The sequence below is a fragment of the Variovorax sp. 05N34 genome, assembly GCF_056397405.1.
In genome coordinates this window covers 203,471-224,742 of sequence record NZ_JBFTNI010000005.1, presented here as the reverse complement: position 1 = coordinate 224,742, position 21,272 = coordinate 203,471, and the positions used below count along the sequence as shown (strand labels likewise).

At 62.7% G+C, this 21,272-nt stretch carries 19 protein-coding genes; 10 read left to right on the top strand and 9 right to left on the bottom strand.

All coding sequences use genetic code 11. From position 1 onward, the window contains the following. Nucleotides 1-3 precede the first annotated feature (3 nt). From metX to AC1DMA_RS15680, 4 genes are all read left to right on the top strand, one after another. Complete coding sequence (gene metX / locus AC1DMA_RS15695) at nucleotides 4-1,185, top strand: homoserine O-succinyltransferase MetX (protein WP_478127569.1); 1,182 nt, start codon at nucleotides 4-6, stop codon at nucleotides 1,183-1,185. Then, a complete protein-coding gene (gene metW, locus AC1DMA_RS15690; protein ID WP_478127568.1) occupies nucleotides 1,182-1,769 on the top strand; it encodes a methionine biosynthesis protein MetW in 588 nt (195 codons plus the stop codon). The genes metX and metW overlap by 4 nt, the downstream gene beginning before the upstream one ends. 55 nt (nucleotides 1,770-1,824) lie before the next feature. After that, nucleotides 1,825-2,412: an IMPACT family protein gene (locus AC1DMA_RS15685; protein WP_478144779.1), complete on the top strand. Its 588-nt coding sequence runs from the start codon at nucleotides 1,825-1,827 to the stop codon at nucleotides 2,410-2,412. Nucleotides 2,413-2,553: 141 nt separating this feature from the next. Further along, nucleotides 2,554-3,096: a bactofilin family protein gene (locus AC1DMA_RS15680; RefSeq protein WP_478127566.1), complete on the top strand. Its 543-nt coding sequence runs from the start codon at nucleotides 2,554-2,556 to the stop codon at nucleotides 3,094-3,096. Between the two features lie 13 nt (nucleotides 3,097-3,109). Here the strand turns inward: AC1DMA_RS15680 and AC1DMA_RS15675 are convergent, their stop codons facing one another. Further along, the gene (locus tag AC1DMA_RS15675) at nucleotides 3,110-3,916 is read right to left on the bottom strand and encodes a DUF72 domain-containing protein (RefSeq protein ID WP_478144778.1); all 807 of its coding nucleotides are present in this window, start codon (nucleotides 3,914-3,916) and stop codon (nucleotides 3,110-3,112) included. 183 nt (nucleotides 3,917-4,099) lie between these two features. On the opposite strand from AC1DMA_RS15675, the gene AC1DMA_RS15670 reads away from it, so the two are divergent. After that, nucleotides 4,100-5,593: a M20 family metallopeptidase gene (locus AC1DMA_RS15670; protein ID WP_478144777.1), complete on the top strand. Its 1,494-nt coding sequence runs from the start codon at nucleotides 4,100-4,102 to the stop codon at nucleotides 5,591-5,593. Beyond that, on the top strand, nucleotides 5,590-6,453 hold the full coding sequence (locus AC1DMA_RS15665; protein WP_478144776.1) for a lysophospholipase: 864 nt from the start codon (nucleotides 5,590-5,592) through the stop codon (nucleotides 6,451-6,453). The genes AC1DMA_RS15670 and AC1DMA_RS15665 overlap by 4 nt, the downstream gene beginning before the upstream one ends. Here the strand turns inward: AC1DMA_RS15665 and AC1DMA_RS15660 are convergent. The 5 genes from AC1DMA_RS15660 to AC1DMA_RS15640 are packed head-to-tail and all read right to left on the bottom strand — an operon-like array spanning nucleotide 6,450 to nucleotide 11,364. Continuing rightward, complete coding sequence (locus AC1DMA_RS15660) at nucleotides 6,450-7,625, bottom strand: MFS transporter (protein WP_478127562.1); 1,176 nt, start codon at nucleotides 7,623-7,625, stop codon at nucleotides 6,450-6,452. The genes AC1DMA_RS15665 and AC1DMA_RS15660 overlap by 4 nt on opposite strands. A gap of 24 nt (nucleotides 7,626-7,649) precedes the next feature. Next, the gene (locus tag AC1DMA_RS15655; RefSeq protein ID WP_478127561.1) at nucleotides 7,650-8,117 is read right to left on the bottom strand and encodes a YidB family protein; all 468 of its coding nucleotides are present in this window, start codon (nucleotides 8,115-8,117) and stop codon (nucleotides 7,650-7,652) included. A gap of 39 nt (nucleotides 8,118-8,156) precedes the next feature. Beyond that, a complete protein-coding gene (locus AC1DMA_RS15650; protein WP_478144935.1) occupies nucleotides 8,157-9,536 on the bottom strand; it encodes a M20/M25/M40 family metallo-hydrolase in 1,380 nt (459 codons plus the stop codon). A 14-nt stretch (nucleotides 9,537-9,550) separates the two neighbouring features. Further along, nucleotides 9,551-10,273, bottom strand: a complete 723-nt coding sequence (locus AC1DMA_RS15645) for a 16S rRNA (uracil(1498)-N(3))-methyltransferase (RefSeq protein WP_478144775.1) — start codon at nucleotides 10,271-10,273, stop codon at nucleotides 9,551-9,553. Beyond that, a complete protein-coding gene (locus tag AC1DMA_RS15640) occupies nucleotides 10,270-11,364 on the bottom strand; it encodes an aminoglycoside phosphotransferase family protein (protein WP_478144774.1) in 1,095 nt (364 codons plus the stop codon). The genes AC1DMA_RS15645 and AC1DMA_RS15640 overlap by 4 nt, the downstream gene beginning before the upstream one ends. A gap of 97 nt (nucleotides 11,365-11,461) precedes the next feature. Between AC1DMA_RS15640 and AC1DMA_RS15635 the strand changes: the two genes are divergently transcribed. The 3 genes from AC1DMA_RS15635 to rsmA are packed head-to-tail and all read left to right on the top strand — an operon-like array spanning nucleotide 11,462 to nucleotide 16,081. Continuing rightward, nucleotides 11,462-13,876 (top strand): LPS-assembly protein LptD, encoded by a 2,415-nt coding sequence (locus tag AC1DMA_RS15635; protein ID WP_478144773.1) that lies wholly within the window; start codon nucleotides 11,462-11,464, stop codon nucleotides 13,874-13,876. A gap of 14 nt (nucleotides 13,877-13,890) precedes the next feature. After that, nucleotides 13,891-15,270, top strand: coding sequence for a peptidylprolyl isomerase (locus AC1DMA_RS15630; protein ID WP_478144772.1), 1,380 nt, complete (start codon nucleotides 13,891-13,893; stop codon nucleotides 15,268-15,270). 31 nt (nucleotides 15,271-15,301) lie between these two features. Continuing rightward, nucleotides 15,302-16,081 carry a 16S rRNA (adenine(1518)-N(6)/adenine(1519)-N(6))-dimethyltransferase RsmA gene (rsmA, locus tag AC1DMA_RS15625; RefSeq protein WP_478144771.1) on the top strand — a complete coding sequence of 260 codons (780 nt, stop codon included), beginning with the start codon at nucleotides 15,302-15,304 and terminating at the stop codon, nucleotides 16,079-16,081. 327 nt (nucleotides 16,082-16,408) lie between these two features. Here the strand turns inward: rsmA and AC1DMA_RS15620 are convergent, their stop codons facing one another. From AC1DMA_RS15620 to AC1DMA_RS15610, 3 genes are all read right to left on the bottom strand, one after another. Next, nucleotides 16,409-16,828 (bottom strand): barstar family protein, encoded by a 420-nt coding sequence (locus tag AC1DMA_RS15620; RefSeq protein WP_478127555.1) that lies wholly within the window; start codon nucleotides 16,826-16,828, stop codon nucleotides 16,409-16,411. Between the two features lie 59 nt (nucleotides 16,829-16,887). After that, on the bottom strand, nucleotides 16,888-17,301 hold the full coding sequence (locus AC1DMA_RS15615; RefSeq protein ID WP_478144770.1) for a guanyl-specific ribonuclease: 414 nt from the start codon (nucleotides 17,299-17,301) through the stop codon (nucleotides 16,888-16,890). Nucleotides 17,302-17,484: 183 nt separating this feature from the next. Continuing rightward, nucleotides 17,485-19,824, bottom strand: a complete 2,340-nt coding sequence (locus AC1DMA_RS15610; protein ID WP_478127553.1) for an NADP-dependent malic enzyme — start codon at nucleotides 19,822-19,824, stop codon at nucleotides 17,485-17,487. Nucleotides 19,825-20,213: 389 nt separating this feature from the next. On the opposite strand from AC1DMA_RS15610, the gene AC1DMA_RS15605 reads away from it, so the two are divergent. Beyond that, nucleotides 20,214-21,269 carry an SPFH domain-containing protein gene (locus AC1DMA_RS15605; RefSeq protein WP_478127552.1) on the top strand — a complete coding sequence of 352 codons (1,056 nt, stop codon included), beginning with the start codon at nucleotides 20,214-20,216 and terminating at the stop codon, nucleotides 21,267-21,269. Nucleotides 21,270-21,272: the final 3 nt, after the last annotated feature.

Below are 21,272 nucleotides of genomic sequence, written 5' to 3'. Positions count from 1 at the left end.
TTCATGTCGTTCGTCGTTACTCCGCAATCCATGCAGTTCGCCGGCCCGCTGGCCCTGACCAGCGGCGCTTCGATCTCCGACTACACACTTGCTTTCGAAACCTACGGCGAACTCAACGCCGACCGCAGCAACGCGGTGCTGGTGTGTCATGCGCTCAATGCGTCGCACCATGTCGCCGGCATGTACGCGGGCCAAGCCAAGTCCGAAGGCTGGTGGGACAACATGATCGGGCCCGGAAAGCCGGTCGATACCGACCGGTTTTTCGTCATCGGCATCAACAATCTCGGCTCGTGTTTCGGCTCGACGGGGCCGATGCACATCAATCCGGCAACCGGCCGCGCCTACGGAGCCGACTTTCCGGTGGTCACGGTCGAAGACTGGGTCAATGCGCAGGCCGCGTTGCTCGATGCGCTCGGCATTCACACGCTTGCTGCAGTGATGGGAGGCAGCCTCGGCGGGATGCAGGCGCTCTCATGGGCTCTGCAATTCCCGGAGCGCGTGCGAAATGCCGTGGTGGTGGCGAGCGCTCCGAGTCTCACCGCACAGAACATTGCATTCAATGAAGTGGCGCGCCGGGCGATCGTGACCGATCCCGACTTCAACGGCGGCCACTTCTACGAGCACGGTGTCATCCCCAAACGAGGCCTGCGTATCGCGCGAATGGTCGGCCATATCACCTACCAGAGCGACGACCTCATGAACGAGAAATTCGGTCGGGCCCTGCGCAGTGCGGTCGAAGGGAGCGCCGTCAACACCGACTTCCTCTATTCGACACAAGAGGTCGAGTTCCAGATCGAAAGCTACCTGCGCTACAACGGCGACAAGTTCAGCGAGTACTTCGACGCGAACACCTATCTGCTGATCACGCGCGCGCTCGACTACTTCGACCCCGCGCGAACCCACGGCGGAGACCTTCGCGCCGCGCTGGCGAAAGCATCGGCCAAGTTTCTGTTGGTCAGCTTCACGACCGATTGGCGCTTCGCTCCGGCTCGCAGCCGGGAGATCGTCAAGGCGCTGCTCGACAACCGCCGCAACGTGAGCTATGCGGAAATCGACGCGCCGCATGGGCACGATGCCTTTCTCCTCGACGACGTGCGCTACATGAGCGTCGTGCGCTCGTACTTCGAGCGCATCGCTGGCGAGCAGACCCTGTCACCCAAGCGCGTGGAAGTCGCACCGGCATGAGCGATCTCGACACACAACGCCTCATTGCGCGACTCGTGCCGGAGGGCTCTCGCGTGCTCGATCTGGGCTGCGGCGATGGATCGCTGCTCGACCTTCTTCAGCGCGAGCGCGGATGCAGCGGCTACGGCGTCGAGATTGCCGATGGCAACGTGCTGCAATGCGTGCGACGCGGCGTCGACGTGATCCAGCTCAACCTCGACGAAGGCCTGGCCATGTTCGACGACGCGTCTTTCGATGTTGTGCTGCAGATCGACACGCTGCAGCACTTGCGCAACGCCGAGGTGATGCTGCGCGAAACCGCCCGCGTCGGGCGCATCGGCATTGTCGCGTTCCCGAATTTCGCGCATTGGCCCAACCGCATCAGCATCGCGCGTGGCCGCATGCCCGTGACGCGCCGGTTGCCCTACCAGTGGTACGACACGCCCAACATCCGTGTCGGGACATTCAAGGACTTCGGAGTGCTCGCGCGCAAGAACCGCTTGCGGGTGCTCGACTGTTTCGGCCTCGAAGCGGGACACGAAGTGCGCTGGCTTCCGAATGCGCGCGCCAGCACGGCAGTGTTCAAATTCGAGCGCGGCGAATAGCCAATACCCAATACCAATATACCCGGCGAAGATGGGCGGCGAGCGCCCGACCCCCATGTCCTTCACACTTGCTGCTCCGACGCACAGCGAGCTGATCATCAAGAAAAGCCGATTCATCGGCTGCGTCCAGCCGGTCGCCAATCGCGAAGCGGCGCAAGCCGTGGTGGCCGCGCTTCGCGCCGAACATCCCGGAGCCGCTCATGTCTGCTGGGCATTGATGGCCGGAGGCCAATCGGCGGCGAACGACGACGGCGAGCCAAGCGGCACTGCTGGACGGCCCATGCTCGAAGTGCTCCGCCATCACGATCTCGAAAGCGTGCTGGCCACGGTTGTGCGCTACTTCGGCGGCGTAAAGCTCGGTGCGGGCGGCCTGGTGCGCGCCTACACCGACAGCGTTGCGCAAGCGCTCGTTGGCGCGACGCTCATTCCATTGGTGCGTTTGCGCACTCTGAATTGCGCAGTCGCCTATGCGTTCGAAGGACTGCTGCGCCGCGAGATCGCCGCAATGGGCGCGACGCTCGACGAGGTGCATCACGACAGCCAAGTGCGTTTCTCGTTCACCCTCCCGCAATCGGCCGCGGATGCGTTCATCGCACGACTGGACGACGTGACGCAAGGGCGAGTTGCGTGGCTTCGCGCGTGATTGGCCGAACATGCTCGGCCGCGCGAGCACAAAAGTTCGCAGGCATCACGCTTTGGACTTATTCAGTTACGCCTATTGCGCAATGAAGTGCCGCCTTCGGTGACGGCGTTCTTACGATAGGCGATTTTGAGGAGCTACCCATTGGCCACACAGTCCCCCTTCTTCGGCAAGCGTGATCGCGACGCTGCCGACAATGTCACCTCCCGCCCCGCGCCGCTGATGGGTTCCGGTACTAATCTTTCCGGTACGCCCGTCAGTCCCTCGACGCTCACCACGCAGGCCGCCAACGCCGTTGCCAGCGTCGCCGCCCCCAAGGAGGGCGGCAGCAAGCTGACCGTGGGTCCCAACATCAAACTGAAGGGTGTCGAGATCACCGATTGCGACACGCTCGTCGTCGAAGGCCTTGTTGAAGCCACGATGGATTCGCGCGTGATGCAGATCGCCGAACAAGGAGCGTTCAAAGGCTCGGCGGAAATCGACATCGCCGAAATCCGCGGTCTCTTCGACGGCAATCTGACGGTTCGCGAGAAGCTCGTGATTCACTCCACGGGCAAGGTCACCGGCAAGATCCGCTACGGAAAGATCATCATCGAAGAAGGCGGCCAGCTTTCAGGCGAGATCACCTTCGGCGCCGCGGCGGCCGGCAGCAGCAAGCCCGCGGCGGCTCTTCACGCCGCTGCCTGACGCGCATCACGGGTCAGCTCAGTCGCTCGATCAAGGCACCGGCGGCCGCCGGTGCCTTTTCTTTTGCGCCGTTGATGAAGTAGACAAACACGTCACGCGCTTTCGAGGCGCCTGACTTGTCTTCTTCAACATGGGGCAATGACGAGGATGTTCCGCCCGCGGCCCAGGTTTTCGCGGCCTCGGCCCATTCGTCCAACGCCTTCGGTGCGTATCCGGACGCAAGCTTCGCGTCGCTGTTCATCAGGCGCGCGTAGACGAAGTCGCCCGTCAGGTCGGCAAACGACGGAAACTTCGGCGAATCCGTGAAGACGGTCGCCACCTTGTGCTTTCGGACGAGCGCAAGGTACTCGGGCGTTCGAAAGCTGTCATGGCGCACGTCCAGCACGTGACGCAGCGCACGGCTGCCTTCCTTCTTCGGCAGCAGTTCCAAAAACGCTGCGAGATCTTCCGGGTCGAACTGTTTGGTCGGCATGAATTGCCACACGATCGGCCCCAACTTGCTGCCGAGTTCGCCGATGCCGCTGTCCACGAAACGCTTGATCGATTCACCTGCCGTGGCGAGTTGCTTGCGATTGGTCGAGAAGCGCGAAGCCTTCATCGAAAACACGAAATCGTCCGGCGTCTCGTCGTGCCACTTCTTGAAAGTCGTCGGCTTGAAGGTGCTGTAGTAGGTGCCGTTGACCTCGATGGCGGTGACGTGGCGACTCGCGTAGTTCAGTTCCTGCGCGTGCGGAAGACCCGCCGGATAGAAGTTGTTGCGCCAGGGCTCGAAGGTCCAGCCTCCAATGCCGACACGGATTCGCTCAGCAGCGGCGTTCATTTCGGGCCCTTTCCCGCAGTGGCGGGCAAGTGACAAAGGCGAAGCTGGATGCGCGCAGGCATGGCATTCCTCGGAAGCAATGGCGAAGCACGCCTTTTTATCCCATCCAGCGGGTGCTTGCCATCTGCGCACGACCGGCCAAGACCCACTAACATCGTTCTCCTCACCCCGCGGAGTACTTTCATGAACGCCCCTCTCCACCGCGAAATGCCCTCCGGCCTGCTCGACGCCGGGCGCGCACTGTCCGACGTCTCGTCCCAATGGGACAACGACATCGTCAAGCAACTCACCAACTACATCGCGATCCCGGCCAAGTCCCCGGGCTTCGACAAGGAGTGGGCACAGAATGGCTACCTCGAAACCGTGCTGCGCAACGCCGCTGCCTGGGTCGAAGCTCAGAAGGTCGATGGCCTGAAGCTGGAGATCGTGCGGCTCGAAGGCCGCACGCCGGTGCTCTTCTTCGAGCTGCCGGCGACCGGTACGGACATGACCGAAACCGTGCTGATGTACGGCCACCTCGACAAGCAGCCTGAATTCACCGGCTGGCGCAACGACCTCGGCCCCTGGACACCCAAATACGAAGACGGCCTGCTGTACGGGCGCGGAGGCGCGGACGACGGCTATGCCGTCTATGCGAGCGTCGCGGCCATCCAGGCGCTGAAAGCCCAGGGCGCGGCACATCCGCGCATCGTGGGTCTGATCGAAACGTGCGAGGAATCCGGTTCATACGACCTGCTTCCCTATGTCGATGCATTGCGGCCGAGATTGGGCGACGTGTCGCTCGTCATCTGTCTCGATTCGGGCGCGGGCAACTACGATCAGCTTTGGCTCACCACCTCATTGCGCGGCATGGCGAGCGGTACGCTGAAGGTCGAGATCCTGACCGAAGGCGTGCACTCGGGCGACGCTTCGGGATTGGTGCCGTCGAGCTTCCGCGTCATGCGGCAGGTCCTTGACCGACTCGAAGACAGCAAGACCGGCCGTCTACTGCCCGAGAGTTTTCATTGCGCGGTCCCGGCTGAACGGTTGTCGCAGGCCAAGGCGACGGCCGCGATCCTTGGCGAAGAAGTCTACAAGCGTTTTCCGTGGGCGCACTACGATTGCGGCGGCGCATCGGCGTTTGCGCTGCCGACCACGACAGACCCGGTGGAGGCGCTGCTGAATCGCACCTGGAAGCCGACGCTCTCCGTCACCGGCGCCGAAGGGTTCCCGGCGTTGAAGGACGCCGGCAATGTGCTGCGCCCCTATACCGCATTCAAGCTGTCGCTGCGTCTGCCGCCGCTGGTCGATGCGGGTCAGGCAGTGCAACAGCTCAAGTCTTTGCTCGAGGACAACGCACCCTACCAGGCCAAGGTCACCTTCGAGAGCCATGGCGGCGCGACCGGATGGAACGCCCCCGACACCGCGCCATGGTTCGAGCATGCGCTGAATGCCGCGTCACAGGCGCACTTCGGCGCGAGCTGCGGCTACATCGGGCAAGGCGGCACCATCCCGCTCATGAACATGTTGAGTGTTGGCTTCCCGAAGGCGCAAATGATGGTCTGCGGTGTGCTGGGCCCCAAGAGCAATGCGCACGGGCCCAACGAGTTCCTGCATGTCCCCTATGCCAAGAAACTGACGGCGGCGGTGGCGGAGGTCATCGCGGCCTTGCCGGCGGCGAACGCCGTCGCTGCTTGAGCGCTCGTCCGACGCAAGCGGCGCCGCAGGTGCATCAAGCGCTGCGAACGCCCGACGGCGAAACATTGGCGCTGCACGTCTGGCCACCAGGACGTACCGTTGCAAGAGCCGTCGTCGTCATCGTTCATGGCTTGGGCGAACACGCCGGCCGCCTTGCGCATGTCGCACAGCGACTCAATGGGTGGGGCTTCGAAGTGCTCGCCCTCGATCAGTATGGCCATGGCGCTTCCACCGGCGCGCGCGGCGGTTTGCCGACGTCCAACCGCCTTACCGAAGATCTCGCGCTCGTGGTCGACGATGCCAGGCGCCGGCACCCGGGGCTCCCGGTGGTTCTGCTTGGCCACAGCCTGGGTGGGCTGGTGGCTGCAAGCTTCGTCGCGCGCGATGTGCGCACGGTAGATGCACTGGTGCTTTCGTCGCCAGCACTCGATCCCGGTCTCAGCCGATTCCAGAAGCTCCTGATCGCAATGCTGTCGCGGCTCGCGCCCGAATTGCGCGTGAGCAATGGACTCGACCTCAAGTATCTGTCGCACGATCCCGCGGTGGCAGAAGCGTATCGAGCCGACCCGCTGTGTCACGATCGCATCGGCGCGCGGCTGGCGAGCTTTTTGGCGGATGAGGGCACCACGGTGCAGTCGGCTGCTGCCGCTTGGCGCGTGCCGACGCTGCTCATCTACGCCGGGGATGATCGCCTTGTTTCTCCCGAGGGCAGCCGCGCATTCGAAAGTGCGGCGCCGTCGGAGCTTGTGAGCACCACGTGCTACACCAGCCACTTCCACGAGATCTTCAACGAACTCGACGCAGCGCCCGTCTTCGACAGGCTCGAGCGCTGGTTGGACGAACGCTTTCCGAATCTCTAGGCGGCTGCCGGGGCGGACGCGGCGCGCCGCCGCGCAAGCCACAAGAGCGCAAGGCCGGTCAGCACCACTGGCACCAACGAGCCGAAGTTAAGCAAGCGCCATCCCTGTGTCGTGACCAGTACGCCTGACGCGAAAGAGCTGATTGCCAGGGTCCCGAAGACACAGAAGTTCAGCGCGCCTTGCGCCCGGTCCCTTTCCTCGGCCGTGTACGCGGTCAGCGACAAAGTCGTGCTGCCGGTGAAGAGAAAGTTCCAGCCCACTCCCAGCATGAACAACGCAATCACGAACCGATGCAAGTCCACGCCAGACAGCGCGACGGCGATGCACCCCAGGTTGAGCAGCAATCCGACACCCATGACCGGCAGCGCGCCGAACCGGCGGATCAGGTGACCGGTGAAGAAGCCCGGCGCAAACATCCCGATCACGTGCCATTCAAGGACCAGCGCTACATCTTCAAATGGAAGACTGCACACCTGCATGGCGATCGGCGTCGCGGCCATCAGCAGATTCATGACACCGAATCCCAGCGCGCCCGAGACAGCGGCAACGATGAATACCGGCTGACGTGCGATCTCGGAAAGCGATCGCCCGCCTGCGGATGCGTTCTTGGCCGGTGGCGCGGGAAAGTCGATGAATTGCATCATCGCCATCGACGCCAGCGCGATCACCGCCAGGGCGAGGTACGCACCAGCGAACGGCACTTCGAACCAATTGCGCGTGACCGCGGCGAGATTCGGCCCCGCGACAGCACCGATCAGACCACCAGCCATCACCAGCGACACCGCCTTCTCGCGCCATTCGGGAGCGGCGAGTTCCGCGGCGGCAAATCGGTAGAGGCTGGCGTTGGCGTTGTAGTAGCCAGCGACCAGCGTCGCAAAGCAGAGGAGCCAGAAGTCCTTCCAGACAGCAGCTTGCGCGCACAGCAGCGCCGAGAACAGCGCCACTGCAATGCCGATCTGGAATGAACGTCGACGACCGAGACGGCGCTGGGTGCGCGCCACCAAGCCGGTCGCGAGCGCGCCGCCCACCACGTAGCCCATCACGGGCAGCGTTGCCATCCAGCCATGCGGCGCGAGTGCCAATCCGACGAGACCATTGATTGCGATGAACGTGACGTTGTTCGTCAGGAACAAGCCTTGGCAAATGGTCAGCAGCCAGAGATTGCGATTCATGGCATGAACGAAGGACTGCGGTCGTCAGCCCTTTTGAAGCAAGCCGCTCAGGGATGACAGCAGATCATCGTGATTGCCGAGGCCTTCGGCAGGCACCTGCCCCTTCGGCGTCAGGTGATCGATCAAGGTGGGCAGCAGCGTTGCGAGCAATGGCAGCAAGGTTGCGCTGTTCATCCCGAGCTTTTGCGCGATGCCGGAGATCGCGTCACTGCCCAGCACATCCTGCAATTGGCCTCCGGAGATGGGCGCGTTCTCGCCCTTTCCGATCCACGAGCCGATGACGTCACCCATCCCGGCCTGATCGAATTTGGACACCAACCCGCCGAGGCCACCAGTTTCACTGTTGTTGGCGAGCAGCCCGCCAAGGGCGCCGGCAATGCCGCCCAGATTGCCGAGCCCCTCGAGGCCGCTGAGCCCGCCGGGACCGCCTTCCTGAGGTTGCGCCTGCGCGCCGCCGAGCACCTGACCGAGTACCGAATCGAGCAATCCCATGATGGGCTCCTGAAGCAATGAAGGATGTGGAACGCGGCGTTACTTGGGGCGCGGTGTCCGCTTGGCCAGCAGCGGCTCGCTCACACCCTGCACGCCGACCAGCCCAAGCACGGTCGCGAGCGCATTCTGCGCGCCCTGCCAACCATCTGTCACGTCGATCCATTCAGACAGCGCATGAAAGCCGCCGGTCTTGCCTCCGCTACCGATGATGATCGCCGGGATCCCCAGCGACATCGGCACGTTGGCATCCGTGCTGGCGCCGGTGAGGAGCGTCTTGTGGCCGAAAGCGGCGTTGGAGCGGACCGCCGCCTCGACGACCACAGAATCCGACCCTGTGCGTCCGCCTGGCCGATCGCCGATAAGCTTGGTCGATGCACTGAGGGTCGTGACATTCCAGCGCTTGTTTTCTTCCGCTACGGCCTCGTCGATTGCGGACAGCACCTTCTTTTCAGTGTCCAGCAAGGCGCCCATTTCGTCCGAGCGGATGTCCACCGCCATTCGCGCATCCGGCGCGATGGTGTTGACGGACGTTCCACCGCCGACGGTGCCGACGGTGAACGTCGTCTTGGGAAAGCTCGGCGTCTTGATGTCGGCGATCTTTGCGATGGCGCGACCCATCCCGTGGATGGCGCTCGGAACCTGGCCAAACGCCGCGTAGCTGTGGCCGCCCGGGCCCTTGAAGTTCACTTCATAGCGGTGGCTGGCGGTACCGAGCACGAGAACGGTTCCGTCCGGCGCGGGCTCCAGGCCGACCATGCCGTCGATCTCCGGGTGATCGCGAAAAATGGCCTTCATGCCGCGCAAGTTGCCGAGTTCTTCTTCGCCGACGTTGCCCACGAACATCAGGTCGCCGACCGTCTGCACCTTGTGATCGTTCAGCACCTTGAGCCAGGAGAGCAACACGGAAAGGCCCCGTGTGTCGTCCGAGATGCCAGGCGCATGGAGCTTTCCATCCCGCTCCTTGACCTTGACGTCCGTGCCTGCGGGAAAGACCGTATCGAGATGCGCCGAGATCAGCAGTGTCGGCCCGTTGCCGGTACCTTTGCGCACGCCGATCACGTTGCCCTCGGCGTCGATCCTGGCGTCCGCAAGGCCGAGCGCCTTGATCCGAGCGAGAAACGCTTCGGCCCGCTTCTGCTCCTTGAACGGCGGCGCCTCGATCTCGGTGAGCGCCTTCAGGTCCTCGACCGATCGCTCATGGTCAGCCTTGACGGCGTCGAGCAACTGCTTGACGGCCGGTGCGGTCAGGAGCTGTGTATACGCCTCGTCGACTGCGGGCCGAACCTGCGACGGCGTCGGCGCCACAGCGGAGACTTGTGCGTGCGCGCCGCCGCCGATGCATGCTGCGGCAAGCACGATGGGCGCCATGCGCGACGGCAGCAAAGCCCGCGAGGGCAAGGAAATGAGGCGAGATGACATCATTCTTTGATCTTTCATTGCGAATCGGTGAGCAACACCAGCGCAGCGAGCGCGGCTGTTTCAGCGCGCAAGACACGCGGTCCCAGCGTCAGCGGGGCAAAGCCGCGGACCAGCGCTTCTTTTTCTTCTGAAGCACTGAGGCCGCCTTCCGGGCCGCTCAGGACCCAAACCGAACGCTGAATGCTGGCCGCCGCTTCGGGCGCCGACCAAGCTCCTTCGGTGAGGCTCAAGATGAACCGTTCCGAATCGTCCGCCGATGCCGCGAGCCACCCTGCCAGCGGCCGAACCGGATGAATCACCGGAACACGGTTGCGTCCGCATTGCTCGCAGGCCGAAATTGCGATGGCTTCCCAATGCAGGCGCTTCTTGTCGGCCCTTTCGCCTGACAACCGGAGCACCCCATGTGCCGTCACGAGCGGCTGAATGCTCGCGACGCCGAGTTCGGTCGCTTTCTCGACCAGCCAATCCATCCGTTCGTTGGCCGGCATTCCGACGGCCAGGTGCACCGCTCGCGCAGCCTCGCGCTCGATGGGCTTGCGCGCGCCGACGGTGACATCGACGTCGCTCCGCCCCATGCGGTCGACGGTCGCCGCGAATTCGCCGCCGCTGCCATCGAAGAGGGTCAGCGCATCGCCGGGTTGCATGCGAAGCACCTGCACGTGGCGCGCAGCACCGGGCGGCAGCGTGAGCGAGCTGTTCTCGACCAGCGCCACAGCGCAGTGAAATCGCGCCGTCACATGCGTCCGTAGGCGAAGCCGCTCAACGGCTGAGTGCCTTCGACTTCGTCGATCACGCGCAGCAACGGTGTGAGTTCGCGATAGCGACTGGCGGTCGCGCGGATATAGGCGATGAACCGCGGCGTATCGGCCAGGTACTTGGGCTTGCCGTCACGAACCGTGAGCCGCGCGAAGATGCCCGCGACTTTCAGGTGGCGCTGCAGACCCATCCATTCGACGCCCCTATAAAACGCACCGAAATCGTCGTCGACCAGCAGACCAGCCTTGCGGGCCCGCTCCCAATAGCGCACGGTGACGTCGATCACGAACTCTTCGTCCCAACTCAGAAACGCATCGCGCATGAGGCTTGCGATGTCATAGGTGATCGGGCCATGAACCGCGTCCTGGAAGTCCAGCACGCCCAGCGCCTGTCCCTCCTTGACCATCAGGTTGCGAGGCATGAAGTCGCGATGCACGTACACGCACGGCGCGGCGAGATTGTTCTCGACGATCAATGCAAAACTGCGGTCGAGACGCTCCTTGAGCTGCCCCTCCACCGGAATTCCTCGGTGCCTGGCGATGTACCACTGCGGAAACAGCGCAAGCTCGCGCTCCAGCAGCGCGCGATCGTAAGGAGGCAGGACATTCGGCTTCGATGCCAGTTGCCAGCGAATCAGTGCATCGATCGCCTGCTCGTAGAGAGGCCGTGCCGCGCCAGAGTCGGCGGGATCGATCACGTCGAGCATCGTGTGCGCACCCAGGTCATCGAGCAACAAGAATCCGTCGGTCTGATCCCACTCGAGCACCGTGGGCGCAGTGACGCCTGCGTCGCTCATCAGCTTGGCGATCTGAACGAAAGGGGCGCTGTTCTCCTGGGCGGGCGGTGCATCCATGATGATGCGGGTCTTGGCGCCGTCGCTCGTGTCGACCCGGAAGTAGCGTCTGAAACTGGCGTCTGCCGAGGCGAGCCGCACGGTCTGCGGCTGCAATTGGTGCGCCGGCGCAACGCGATCCATCCAGCGGTTGAACGCCTGGGCGCGGGCCGGATCGGTCCACGCTGGGGAATGAAGGGGAGATGCGGCGCGGTCGACCGGGGACGAAGAGGCTGTCATGGATAATTGATTCTACAAATCCGCCTTGCGCGGGCTCTCCCAACTCGACGGCCGTCAGCGCCGCCCTTCCCCTTCAGAAGATATTTGTTCCGTACCGATGCCTGACCTGAACCGAGCTGCCTGGCGCCGGTGCCGCCCGCCCTTGCCGCTGGCGGTACTGACGCTCGCACTGTTGCATGCGCACGCCGTGCGGGCGCAGGATACGGAACTGGATGCTCCGCTCGTGCTCAAGCGCACACCGCAGCTTGCCGAAGTGATCACGCCCGCGCAGCGCGGCGACCGGCCCAGCTTCGTGGATGGAGATCGCATCTCCGGCAGGCCGGACCTCGAGACGGTGGTCGAAGGCAACGCCACGCTGCGTCGTGGCGACACCTTCATTCGCGCCGACCGGCTGGAGTACTACCAGCCCGAAGATCGCGCCCGCGCCACCGGTAACGTCCATGTGAACCAGGCCGGCAATGTCTACGAAGGCCCCGAACTGGAACTCAAGCTCGAATCCTTCGAAGGGTTTTTCAACAAGGTCCGCTACTCCTTCCTGGCCAATGGCGGGCGGGGAGACGCGGAGCGAATCGACTTCATTGACAGCAATGTCTCGGTCGCACGCATCGCGACCTACACCACCTGTCGTCCCGAGGACTATCCGGGCTGGATGCCGGCCTGGCTCCTGCGCGCCAAGACCATCACCACCGACTCGGAAGAAAACATCGGGGTGGCGACAAGCGCGCAGGTCACCTTCATGGGCATCAGTACGCCGCCGTTCCCGTCGCTCAGCTTTCCTCTGAGCAACGCACGCAAGACGGGTCTGCTGCCGCCAGTGATCGGCATCGACAGTGTCAACGGCATCGAACTGACCACGCCTTACTACTGGAACATTGCCCCGAATCGCGATGCAACGTTCTATCCGACGCTGATGAGCAAGCGCGGCATCAATCTCGGAAACGAGTTCCGATATCTTGAGAACACGTACCAGGGCGAGATTCGCGCGGACTACATGCCGTACGACCGCCTTCGCGATCAAGACCGCTGGGGCGTCTGGACCCAACACAACCAGACTTTCGACCCCAAACCGCTCGGCCTCGACTATCTGACCGGCTCCCTCAGCATCAATCGCGTGAGCGACGACAACTACTGGCGCGACTTCACGCGGACGCCGTCCCTGACGACGCGGCTGCTTGCCAATGATGGCGCGCTGCGATGGGGTTCAGGGGACTGGAGCGGCATGGCCCGCGCGCTGAGTTACCAGACGCTGCAATACGCGCCTTCGCCGATCATTCCGCCGTACGACCGCATGCCGCAGATCACGGCCAACTACAACAAGTACGACGGCCCGGCCGGTTTGGACTTTTCGTTCAACAACGACTACACGCGTTTCCAGGGCGATCCGATCTTGCAGGGGCAGCCCGACGGGGAGCGCGCTTTCACGCAGCTTTCGCTGAGCCGACCTTTTCTGACCCCGGGCACGTTCGTCATTCCAAAGGTGATGGTGAACGCCCGCGCCTATCAGTTCGACGCGCCGATCAACGGATTGACTTCAACCAACGTGACGGTGCCGACGTTCAGTCTCGACAGCGGCATGATCTTCGAGCGGGACGCGAACTATTTCGGACGTGGGTTCCGGCAGACGCTCGAGCCTCGCGCCTTCTACGTCTATACGCCGTTTCGCAACCAGAACGAGTTGCCCAACTACGATTCAGCGGCCAACGACTTCAACTTTGCGACGGTTTACACCGAGAACGCCTTCTCCGGCAATGACCGGATATCCGACAGCAACCTGCTCACGCTGGGCGTGACTTCGAGATTGATCGATCCGGACACGGGCGCCGAGGCTGCCCGCTTCGGTATCGCGCAGCGGCTGCGTTTTGCCGATGAACTCGTCACGCTGCCGGGCGGAGTTCCTGTGACAGACCGTTTCAGCGACCTCTTGCTCGGCGCGCAGATCAACTGGACGCCCAAGTGGACCTTCGACGGCACTGTTCAATACAACCCGGACCAGCACAACTCCGAGCGCACAGCGCTGACCGCCCGCTATAGTCCCGGACCTTATCGCACGATCAGCGCCGCCTATCGCTACCAGGCAAGCAGCTACGCCGCAGCCGCGGACGGGACCAGAGTCTCCAACAATGACGGCAACCAATCGATCGATGTCGGCTGGCAGTGGCCCATCAACGATCTCTGGGGCGACAAAGGCAAGGACCTCGGCTCGGGGCGGGGTCAGGGGGGTGGGCGCTGGTACGCTGTAGGCCGTCTGAATTACAGTCTGCAAGACAGCAAACTCACCGACGGCGTACTCGGCTTTGAATACGACGGCTGCTGCTGGATCGGCCGCGTGGTTGTTGAACGTATCACCACCGGGCAAGTCACAGCCAGTACGCGAATCATGTTCCAGCTCGAGCTGGTCGGCTTCGCCAGCATCGGTACGAGCCCGCTTCGCACGTTGACGCAAAACATCCAGCGCTACACCCCTCTACGCCAACCCGGCGCCGCGCCGAGCCGCTACACCAATTACGACTGAGATAGAGCTTCGCCATGAAACACATTCGCTCCATCCTTACGCTTGCCTGCATGGCGACCCTGGCCACCGCTTCTGGCGCGCAAGGCATCACCGACATCATGCGCTCGGGGCCGCGCATCGCGCCTCCGGTCCCGGCCGACACGAGGGCCGCGCCGCCCAACGTGCAGCGCTCGGCCGAGTACATCGTCGCACTGGTCAACTCCGAACCCGTCACGAACACAGAGGTGCAGGCGCGCGTTCAGCGCATCCTGAGAGAGAACCCCGAAGCCGACCGCATGCCCCGGCCTGAGCTGACGCGTCTGGTGCTGGAGCGGCTCATCAACGAGCACGCCCAGCTGCAGATGGCCCAGGAAAACGGCATCAAGGTGGACGACCTTGCAATCGACCAGGCCGAACAGGCGGTGGCCCGGCAGAACCAGATCAGCCTTGTCGAGCTGCGCCGCCGGGTGGCGGCCGAGGGACTCTCGCAGGAGCAGTTCCGGCGCGAGCTTCGTGATCAGCTCATGCTGACCCGCCTGCGCGATCGCGAGATCGAAGCCAAGGTCAAGATCAGCGACGTCGAAGTCGACCAGTTCATTCGTGAACAGCGTGCCGGCGGCAACGCGGCAATCGCGCCGAACATCAACATCGCGCAGCTGCTGGTCGCCGTGCCCGAGAACGCGAGCGAGACAGACATCGCAAAGCTGCAGCAGCGCGCGCAGAGCCTCGCCCAGCGCGCGCGGGCCGGCGAGGATTTCGCAAAGCTCGTTCAGGAAAATTCCGACGCGGACCGCGCTGCGGGTGGCGCGCTCGGGGTGCGCAGTGCCGAGCGTTATCCGCCACTCTTCGTCGAAGCTACACAGTCGACCCCGGTCAACGGAATCGCCGGCCCGGTTCGGTCGCCAGCAGGCTTCCATGTGCTCAAGCTGCTGTCCAAATCGCAGCCTGGCGCGACTGACGCGGTCGTCACGCAGACGCACGTGCGTCATATCCTGCTGCGCAACGATCCCAAGCGCACCACTGCTCAATCGGTCGCGCAACTCGCCGAGTTCAAGGATCGCGTGAAAAAGGGTTCGGCGGACTTCGCGAGCCTTGCCAAGGACAACTCGGAAGACGCAAGCGCTAAGGAAGGCGGCGACCTCGGCTGGGCGCGCCCGGGCCAGTTCGTGCCCGAGTTCGAAGATGCAATGAACGGCCTCGCTCCCGGTCAGATCAGCGATCCGGTGGTGTCTCGCTTCGGGGTCCACCTGATCTTGGTGGAAGGTCGCCGAGAAGCCAAGCTCACCCAGACCGAGCAGCGTGAGGCAGCGCGCGCGGTGCTGCGCGAGAAAAAGATCCAGCAAGCCACCGAGACTTGGGCCCAGGAAGTGCGCGCGCGGGCCTACGTCGAATACCGCGACCCTCCGCAGACCTGATGCGTCGCCCCAAGGTTTCGCGCGCTTCCTCGTGAGCCGCGTTCATATCCCTCGCAAGCGCTTCGGGCAGCATTTCCTTGCTGACCAAGGCATCATCGACGCGATTGTTCGTGAGATTGCCCCGAAGCCCGGCGATGCAATGGTCGAAATCGGCCCAGGGCTCGCGGCGCTCACGCAACCACTCGTCGAGCGCCTTGGCCGATTGACCGTAATTGAACTCGATCGCGATCTGGCGCAGCGTCTGCGCAGCCACGGTCAATTGGATGTGGTTGAGTCGGACGTCCTGAAGGTTGATTTCGCCGCGCTTGCCGACAGGCTCGTGGCGCTGCCTTCCACCGGCCTGCGCGTCGTAGGCAACCTGCCCTACAACATCTCCACACCGATCCTCTTTCACTTGCTCGGCTTCGCACCGTTGATCTCCGACCAGCACTTCATGCTGCAGAAAGAGGTGATCGATCGCATGGTTGCGCGACCGGCAACCTCGGACTATGGCCGTCTGAGCGTCATGCTGCAGTGGCGGTACGAGATGGAGAACGTTCTTTTCGTGCCGCCGGAAAGCTTCGATCCCCCTCCCCGTGTCGATAGCGCCGTGGTCCGCATGGTGCCGCTGGCGGAGCCGCCGAAGGTTGACACGGAACTGCTCGGCGAGATCGTCCAGGTCGCTTTCAGCCAACGCCGCAAACTGCTGCGCCACAGCTTGGGCAAGTGGCTGGATCAAAAGGCTTTCGCCGGCACCTTCGACACCCAGCGCCGCGCCGAAGAAGTCCCGGTCCACGAATACCTAACCCTGGCCCAGCAGTTCCCAAAATGAAAAAAAGCCCGTCACTGACGGGCCTTTGTTAGTGAAACACCGCGGAACCGGCTCTGCCGGGCCGCTGGTGTTGCCCCCGGTAGGGGGTAGGTGGCCACACGAAGTGGGCAAGCCTGGGGGCGAGCAACACCTACGCTGCAGCGAGCCAATATCCCGCGTTGAACGGGCTGCTCATGCGCAACGCCAACGGGGAAACATCGACCAATTTGTCTGTCGGCATTTTTTCTGCCGCTGGGTCGGAATTCTGAACTTCGATATCGGCGGCCGGTGCGGTGCCGATTTGAGCCTCGTTCGCCCGTTCTGCTTGGCTGGTTTGTGCAGAACGGGCTACAGAAAAGAATAGAAGCACCGGAAGGGTATCTTTCGGTCTCCCCAGTAATCGGCAGCGTCACGGAAGATGTCCAGCAGTTGCTCCCGCGCTTCCTTGTCGAACTTGGCGTTCGCAGGGATCTGCTCGAGCACGATCACAAAACCGGGCTGCGGGCCCGATTTGTGCAACGGGTCCGTCATGCAGTCATACAGCGCATCGAAGTTCTTGCCGAAGTGCTGCGGAAAGGTGAATTGCTGAGCGATCAGATCCAGCACATCCTGCTTGGTCTGGGCGTTGCCGAGGTTGGCATATAGAAAGTGCTGACCGGCCGCATGTGCTGCCTCTTGCAGGTCGTTCACGCGAAATGCGCGAATCGACTGCACGATGTTCGGTCGCACGCCACGAAGGGATAGGGTCATCTCCGCTGGTCTTTCCATGGTTGTATTCATCATTTCGTCAGGACGCTCGTTCGCGCCTTTCCAATTCTGTTTGTCGCTCAAGGTTCGATCCGCCGAAAACTCGCATAGTGATCTGCCGTGTACCAGCAGGCCGATGGCGTCGTACGCTCGCCTCCGCAGACGATGCGCCGTGCACCACGATCGCGCGAGCCGGGCGTATCGACCGTGTACTCTCGGTAGTGGCCTCGGCGCTCCTGCGGCAGCAGGCGTTCGCGATTGCCGAACACCACGCCGTCTTTTTCATGCCGGAAAGGGCCACCGTTCAAAATGGCCTCATATGTACGCTGGCCTTGCACAGGCAATTCGGCCAACGCAATCGATTCCTGCACGGGCTGACCGGCTTCAGTACCGAACCATTCACGTGCCTGAACTCCAGTTGCAAAAGCCACCAACAACAAGCTGGTAAGCGCAAACTTGGAAACCGGAGACGTGATCGAGGCGTAAGCCGCCATGGGGCACCAGAAAGAAAAGAGCGAGAGCCGAATTGGGGGGTCAACCGGTTGGGGTTAACCCGCAAATTCAAGGCCGCAAGTGTGCACCAGAGGCGCGCAAATAGCAAGCGCCTGCCCAATCTTTGAGCAGGCGCAAGGGTTTGAGCGCGGGTTTGAAGTTAGCGACCGCTGTCGCCACACTGCCTAGCGCTCTGCGTTGGCGTCCGCGACTGTCAGTGCCGTCATATTCACGATGCGACGAACAGTGGCGCTCGCCGTGAGAATATGGACGGGCTTCGCTGCGCCCAGCAGAACCGGGCCGATCGCGATATTGCCGCCTGCTGCCGTTTTGAGCAGGTTGTACGAAATGTTGGCCGAATCGATGTTGGGAAACACGAGCAAATTGGCATCGCCAGCCAATGCGCTATGGGGCATTACCGCCGCACGCTGCTTGCCGTCCAACGCCACGTCGCCATGCATTTCCCCGTCGACCTCGAGCCACGGCGCTTGGGTGCGGAGCAAATCGAGCGTTTGACGCATCTTGAGGGCCGTTGGCAGATTGCTGCTGCCGAAATTGGAATGCGACAGCAAGGCGGCCTTTGGCTTGAGGCCGAACCGCATCATTTCTTCCGCGGCCATCGTCGTGATCTCGGCGAGTTCCTCAGGCGTCGGATCGTAGTTGACGTGCGTGTCGACCAGGAAGACCTGCCGGTCGGGAAGCAGAAGGCCGTTCATGCAGGCATAGATCGGCACGTTCTGACTGGTACTCGCGCAACCGCCCGGGCGCTTTCCGATCACCTGGTCGATGTAATGCAGGTGAATGGTCGTGGTACCCCAGGTACCGCAGATCATTCCGTCGACATCTCCCTTGTGGAGCAACATCGCGCCGATCAGGGTCAGGCGGCGACGCATCTCGATCTTTGCTGTCTGGACGGTCGTGCCCTTGCGTTCGGTCATCCGGTGATAGGTCTGCCAGAAGTCGCGATAGCGATGGTCCTGTTCGACGTTCACGATGTCGTAGTCGAGATCTTCCTTCAGGCGAAGGCCGAATTTTTCGATGCGTTGGGCAATGATTGCGGGACGGCCGATGAGCGTGGGTCGCGCGATTCCTTCGTCGACCACGATCTGCGCAGCGCGCAGCACGCGTTCTTCCTCGCCTTCGCAGTAGGCCACGCGCTTCTTCGGCGCGCGCTTGGCGGCATCGAAGATCGGTTTCATCATCGACCCTGAGGTGTAGACGAAGGTCTGCAGCTTGTCCCGATAGCCATCGAGGTCAGAGATGGGCCGCAGCGCCACCCCGCTCTCGGCAGCCGCCTGGGCGACGGCGGGTGCGATCTTCATCATCAACCGCGGATCGAAAGGCTTCGGAATCAGGTATTCGGGGCCAAAGCTGAGTTTCTCACCCGCGTATGCGGCCGCCACCCGCTCGCTCTGTTCTGCTTGCGCGAGTTCAGCGATGGCATGGACCGCCGCCACTTCCATTTCGTCCGTGATGGTGGTCGCGCCGCAGTCCAGGGCGCCGCGGAAGATGTATGGAAAGCAAAGGACGTTGTTGACCTGGTTCGGGTAGTCGGTCCGGCCGGTGGCCATCACGACGTCGTCGCGAACGGCGTGAGCATCCTCGGGCGTGATTTCCGGATTCGGATTCGCCAGCGCGAAGATCACGGGCTTCGCCGCCATCTTTGCCACCATGGCGGGCTTGAGCACGCCACCGGCGGACAAGCCAAGGAAAACATCCGCGCCTTCGATGACCTCGGTCAACGTCCGCGCCTTTGTCTTCTGCATGTACTGGCGCTTGTCGTCGTCCATCAATTCGGTGCGGCCTTCATAGACGACGCCCGCGAGATCGGTGACATAGACGTTCTCGCGCTTGAGGCCGACTTTCAGCAGCAGGTTCAGGCAGGCCAAGGCTGCAGCGCCTGCGCCCGAGGTCACGAGCTTGACCTGGGAGATGTCCTTGCCGACCACCTTGAGGCCGTTCAGCATGGCTGCCGCAACCGTGATGGCGGTGCCGTGCTGGTCGTCGTGGAAGACCGGAATCTTCATGCGCTTGCGCAGTTCGCGTTCGACGTAGAAGCAATCCGGCGCTTTGATGTCCTCGAGATTGATGGCCCCGAATGTGGGCTCGAGGGCGGCAATGACTTCGACCAGCTTTGCCGGGTCCTTCTCGTCGATTTCGATGTCGAACACGTCGACGCCGGCAAACTTCTTGAACAGAACGCCCTTGCCCTCCATGACGGGCTTGGAAGCCAGAGGGCCGATGTCGCCGAGACCGAGAACGGCCGTTCCATTGGTGATCACCGCAACGAGGTTGCCACGCGCGGTGTACTTGAATGCGTTGACGGGGTCCTTGACGATTTCCTCACACGGGGCCGCAACGCCGGGCGAATAGGCGAGCGCCAAATCGCGCTGATTGACCATCTGCTTGGTCGCGGCGATCGAGATCTTTCCGGGGACGGGATGCTCGTGATATTCGAGGGCTGCGCGGCGCAGTTCGGCACGTTTGTCCTCGGGCGTGGGGATCGGTGAAGTCGGATCGGACATTGGGCCGTGCCTCCAGTGACGCTTCTTGCAAAAGGGCGCCGATTGTAGACCTCGACTTTGGCGCGGCCGACGCGGATCGGGGGCCTCTGCGGCCCGGCGCCGTCTGTTCCTACTTCTTCTACTTATTCTTCCTATTTAGATTAGTAGTAGTAGTAAGGGACCGGCTCCGCTGTGGACAGTGGCACTTTCTCGTTGCGCAGCAAGCACTTGCCGAAGCCGGCCAGCTGTGGGCAGCTGCGCTTTCGTGCTGTCGCGCGAAGGCGAACAACTTTGACGAGAGCCTCTCGCCTGTGGATAACTGATGGGTTGTGCCGGAACTGTCCCCAGGGTTGTTCGACGGGCGCTGTGGCAATATGCCCGGCACAGCAACCCCGTAGCGAGGAACGACCATGGCGCTGATGGATTTCATCAAGAAGCAGTTCATCGACATCATTCAGTGGACCGAGACCAGCGATGGAACGCTGGCCTGGCGCTTTCCGATGCAGGACCTGGAAATCCAGAACGGCGCATCGCTGACGGTGCGGGAGTCGCAGGTGGCGGTGTTCGTGAACGAGGGCCAGGTGGCCGATGTCTTCGGGCCAGGCATGTACAAGCTCACGACGCAGACGCTGCCCGTGCTCACATACCTCCGGAACTGGGACAAGCTGTTCGAGTCGCCCTTCAAGAGCGATGTCTACTTCTTCAGCACGCGACAGCAGGTCGATCAGAAGTGGGGCACGCCGCAGCCGATCACCGTTCGTGACAAGGATTTCGGTGCGGTTCGCTTGCGGGCATTCGGCAACTTCAGCTTTCGCATTGGCGACGCCAAGCTGTTCCACACAGAGATCTCGGGCACCCGCGACCTCTACACGGTGGCGGAGCTCGACGGTCAGTTGCGCGGGCTGGTGCTTCAGAACATCAGCAACGCCATCGCTTCGAGCGGCGTGCCATTTCTCGATCTTGCAGCCAACCAGATCCAGTTCGCCCAAGCGCTCGCGACCCAGCTCGTGCCGGAGTTCGCAAAAATCGGCATCAAGCTCGAGACCATCACGGTGCAGAACGTCTCGTTGCCCGAAGAACTCCAAAAGATCCTCGACCAGAAGATCGGCATGGGCATGGTCGGCAACGACATGGGCAAGTTCATGCAGTACCAGACGGCGCAGGCCATTCCGAAGTTTGCCGAAGGGGCCGGCACTGGCGGTGGCATTGCGGGCGATGCCATGGGATTGGGCGCCGGCGTTGCGCTGGGCCAGGTGCTCGCGCAGAACCTTGCGCAGGGGCTGGGTCAGCAAAACCCTGCTGCTCCCGCGGCGGCCGGTCAGCAGCAGTCGCCCGTCGTCGCCGTTGTCAATCCAGCCGACGTGATGGCGACCCTTGAAAAGCTCGGTGAACTCAAGGCCAAGGGAATCCTCACCCAGGAAGAATTCGACGCCAAGAAGGCGGAGCTTCTGAAGAAGCTGGTCTGATCC

What these genes read in the sequence shown, in the direction of transcription:
- metX (WP_478127569.1), top strand. Translation starts at nt 4, where the DNA reads ATGTCGTTCGTCGTTACTCCGCAATCCATGCAGTTCGCCGGCCCGCTG.
- metW (WP_478127568.1), top strand. Translation starts at nt 1,182, where the DNA reads ATGAGCGATCTCGACACACAACGCCTCATTGCGCGACTCGTGCCGGAG.
- AC1DMA_RS15685 (WP_478144779.1), top strand. Translation starts at nt 1,825, where the DNA reads ATGTCCTTCACACTTGCTGCTCCGACGCACAGCGAGCTGATCATCAAG.
- AC1DMA_RS15675 (WP_478144778.1), bottom strand. Translation starts at nt 3,916, where the DNA reads ATGAACGCCGCTGCTGAGCGAATCCGTGTCGGCATTGGAGGCTGGACC.
- AC1DMA_RS15670 (WP_478144777.1), top strand. Translation starts at nt 4,100, where the DNA reads ATGAACGCCCCTCTCCACCGCGAAATGCCCTCCGGCCTGCTCGACGCC.
- AC1DMA_RS15660 (WP_478127562.1), bottom strand. Translation starts at nt 7,625, where the DNA reads ATGAATCGCAATCTCTGGCTGCTGACCATTTGCCAAGGCTTGTTCCTG.
- AC1DMA_RS15655 (WP_478127561.1), bottom strand. Translation starts at nt 8,117, where the DNA reads ATGGGATTGCTCGATTCGGTACTCGGTCAGGTGCTCGGCGGCGCGCAG.
- AC1DMA_RS15650 (WP_478144935.1), bottom strand. Translation starts at nt 9,536, where the DNA reads ATGTCATCTCGCCTCATTTCCTTGCCCTCGCGGGCTTTGCTGCCGTCG.
- AC1DMA_RS15640 (WP_478144774.1), bottom strand. Translation starts at nt 11,364, where the DNA reads ATGACAGCCTCTTCGTCCCCGGTCGACCGCGCCGCATCTCCCCTTCAT.
- AC1DMA_RS15635 (WP_478144773.1), top strand. Translation starts at nt 11,462, where the DNA reads ATGCCTGACCTGAACCGAGCTGCCTGGCGCCGGTGCCGCCCGCCCTTG.
- AC1DMA_RS15630 (WP_478144772.1), top strand. Translation starts at nt 13,891, where the DNA reads ATGAAACACATTCGCTCCATCCTTACGCTTGCCTGCATGGCGACCCTG.
- AC1DMA_RS15620 (WP_478127555.1), bottom strand. Translation starts at nt 16,828, where the DNA reads ATGGAAAGACCAGCGGAGATGACCCTATCCCTTCGTGGCGTGCGACCG.
- AC1DMA_RS15615 (WP_478144770.1), bottom strand. Translation starts at nt 17,301, where the DNA reads ATGGCGGCTTACGCCTCGATCACGTCTCCGGTTTCCAAGTTTGCGCTT.
- AC1DMA_RS15610 (WP_478127553.1), bottom strand. Translation starts at nt 19,824, where the DNA reads ATGTCCGATCCGACTTCACCGATCCCCACGCCCGAGGACAAACGTGCC.
- AC1DMA_RS15605 (WP_478127552.1), top strand. Translation starts at nt 20,214, where the DNA reads ATGGCGCTGATGGATTTCATCAAGAAGCAGTTCATCGACATCATTCAG.